Consider the following 3,146-nt stretch of genomic DNA (forward strand, 5'->3'; position numbering starts at 1 on the left):
ATCACCGCCCTATCGGTGATGCGCCTTCTGCCCCCTAACGCCCGGATCACCGCCGGCAGGGTGATTTTGGATGGCGAGGATCTGCTCAGGCTGCCGGAAATGCGAATGAACCGCCTGCGCGGCAAGCGCATCGCGATGATCTTTCAGGATCCGATGACCTCCCTCAACCCAGTCAGAACCATCGGTGATCAGATCGAAGAAGTTCTGACCCTGCACTTGGGCCTTGGGCGTCAAGCGATCCGCCAGCGTTGTCTGGAGCTCCTGCGCCAAGTTGGCATTCCCGATCCCGAGCAAAGGATCGAAAGCTTCCCGCATCAGCTGTCAGGAGGTCAGCGCCAGCGGGTGATGATCGCCATCGCCCTGGCGGGAGAACCGGAACTCCTCATCGCCGACGAACCTACCACTGCGCTAGATGTCACCATCCAGGCCCAGATTCTAGACCTCCTTAGCAAACTCCAGCGCCAGCGCACCATGTCCTTATGGTTGATCACCCACGATCTGGGGCTGGTGGCCGATCTGGCTGATTCGGCAGCGGTGATGCAGGGCGGTAAGATCGTCGAAATGTTCCACAAGCGCGATGCGCCTTTGTTCGCTCGCCCCACCCACCCGTATACGCGGCAACTGCTCGAGGCCCGACCAAGGCTGGATAGCTGCCTTGCCCGGCCTACGCCCAATAAGTTCCTGTCTAAACCGACGCCCCCCTTGCTTCAGGTAAGGAATTTCAAGGTCTGGTACCCCATCCGCCGGGGTTTGTTGAAGCGGGTCAAGGATTACGTGAAGGCAGTAGACGACGTCTCTTTTACCCTCCTCCAAGGCCAAACCCTGGCCGTCGTGGGCGAATCCGGCTGCGGCAAGACCACCTTGGGCAAAGCATTGTTAAAATTGATTCCGCCCACCTCAGGGCGGGTTTACTTCGACGGCCGGGAGCTGGATGACTTGCCGACCAAGAGCCGCTGCCGCGCGCTTCAGATCGTGTTTCAGGATCCGTTCTCGGCGATGAATCCCAGAATGTTAGTGGGCGACATCCTGGCCGAAGGACTTAAGTCCTTACGCCCAGACATTCCCCCCAAGAAACGCATCGAGCGTATCGAACGCCTGCTGGAGGAGGTAGGTCTACCCGCTGCAAGCCGCCTGCGTTATCCGCATGAATTCTCCGGCGGCCAGCGCCAGCGCATTGTGATCGCGCGTGCTCTCGCCCTGCGACCGAAGTTCATCGTGTGCGATGAACCGATCTCCGCGCTTGACGTCTCCATCCAGGCGCAGATCATCAACCTGTTGAAAGAGCTCCAGGAAGAGTTCAAGCTGACTTATCTGTTCATCGCCCACAACCTCAGCGTGATCGAGCATGTGAGCGATCGCGTGGCGGTGATGTATCTGGGCAAGATCGTGGAGCTGACTTCCCGAGAGGAACTTTACCGCAATCCGCTTCACCCTTACACTCAGGCATTGCTTTCCGCCGTCCCAATACCGGATCCCACCCTCAAGCGGGAGCGTATCTTGCTCAAGGGCGATGTCCCAAGCCCTCTGAACCCGCCTGCTGGCTGTCGCTTCCATCCGCGTTGTCCCGTTGCCACCAGCCATTGCGCCCGGGAGGAGCCCCCATTCATCAACGTAGGCCCATCGCAGCAGGCGCATTGGGTGGCCTGTTGGCGGGTGATCTAAAACAAACCCGGGGCTGGGGTGAAGCCTAAGCCCCGGGTTTTGTGAATCGAATAACGGTCTTTTAGCGCCCATCGGATCCGCCGGGAACTCGAAATTCAAGCACCAATTTGCCCTGAGGATCCTCCAAGGTGCCTCGCTCGCCGGGCCGCCATACGGCCTCGGCACGGCCCCAGTAAAGATCCATGGCGGTGTTTGCCCCATCCCGGGTGTGCACCGTCACAACGCCATGGGTCCACAGGGTCAGCGCCGGGAATGTGAATATATTTCCCTCCTCATCCCGGATCCGCCACCCCGCCAGGCTGATCGTCGCCCCCTCGTTGGCCAACACGAGGGCCTCTGAGGCCAGATCCCCTGGGGCCTTCACTTCGAGGATCCGAAGGCGGATCTCCCCTGAAGCCGGAGCATGGAAAGGCGTGGGGGCAGCGGTGGGTGTTGGCAGGGGGAGCGGGGGGAGATCGCTTACGGGAATCCATAGCACCTGCCCGGGATAAATAAGGGCCTCGGCGCTTAAGCCGTTCGCCTGAAGGAGCTCGTTGAGAGAGACCTCAAAGCGGGTGGCGATCGCCAGAAGCGTATCTCCAGGCTGCACGGTGTAGGTGAAAGGCTGACGCGGAGTCGGCGTGGGCGCTGGAGTGAATGTGGGACGTGGGGTGGGCAGGGGAGGCAAGGGCTGAATTCGATTAACCACCCACATCGCCGCGATCAACGCACCGCAGGCGGCTAAGGCGTTCAACCCAATGCCCCAGAGCCAACGTCTCGACATTTTCGCGGAAAGCGCGCCCTCTTTGCGCATATGGCATCCGATCCTATTGGCTGGTTTTCATCAAACAGGAGTTAGGCGGTTGATTTCCGCATAGGGGCTTAGGGGTAGGGTCCTTCCGCCTCCTCTCACGGGCTCCGAACGGCATAATCCCTTTGGCCGCCCGACGCTGTGGTTTTCGCCTTCACGGTAAAGCGTTGAAAAGCCAAAGATGACCATCACCACGATGAGAGGGCCGTCCCCATGCCGCTCTCGCAACGCGAAGCGTGGAAGAAAGGAGATCAGGAAACCGCCATGAATGGTTAGCGGCTCACCATCATACATTGGTGATCGCTCTATTCGGTAGCGGTAATTTCTTCTTCGTGGGGCGCGGGCCGCCGAAGGTGCCCGCACCCCACGAAGAAACTTATTCCTTCTCTCCCCGTGCGGCAAAGCCGCACGGGGAGAGAAAAGGAGGGTGGGGCCGTTCCCCGCACTGCGTAGCCCCTTTGAATTTTTGATATTTGGAGCTCACCACTGCGGGAAGGGGTGACTACTGCTTCATCCATTTTGAGAATAGCAGAATGATGAGGGCCAACGCCCCCAAATCCCCAAGGGCCCAAAACCAAAAATGTGGAAGAAGCACTACTGCGTCCATTTTTAAATTTGGGGCTGGGCCGGAGGCCTTCGGCCCCTGACCCAGCCCCCCCAAAAATTTTCTCCCCCTCCCCGCGGCCCTTTGGGC

2 protein-coding genes are annotated in these 3,146 nt (G+C 59.6%); one reads left to right on the top strand and one right to left on the bottom strand.

All coding sequences use genetic code 11. The features are described from left to right. Positions 1-1,662: dipeptide ABC transporter ATP-binding protein (locus tag ACFMO5_RS05115; protein WP_376791679.1), on the top strand; the 1,662-nt coding region annotated here is incomplete at its 5' end. A gap of 61 nt (positions 1,663-1,723) precedes the next feature. Here ACFMO5_RS05115 and ACFMO5_RS05120 read toward each other — a convergent pair. Next, complete coding sequence (locus ACFMO5_RS05120) at positions 1,724-2,455, bottom strand: LysM peptidoglycan-binding domain-containing protein (RefSeq protein ID WP_376791680.1); 732 nt, start codon at positions 2,453-2,455, stop codon at positions 1,724-1,726. Positions 2,456-3,146 lie beyond the last annotated feature (691 nt).

Source organism: Thermoflexus sp. (assembly GCF_042408365.1).
GTDB lineage: Bacteria > Chloroflexota > Anaerolineae > Thermoflexales > Thermoflexaceae > Thermoflexus.

What these genes read in the sequence shown, in the direction of transcription:
- ACFMO5_RS05120 (WP_376791680.1), bottom strand. Translation starts at nt 2,455, where the DNA reads ATGCGCAAAGAGGGCGCGCTTTCCGCGAAAATGTCGAGACGTTGGCTC.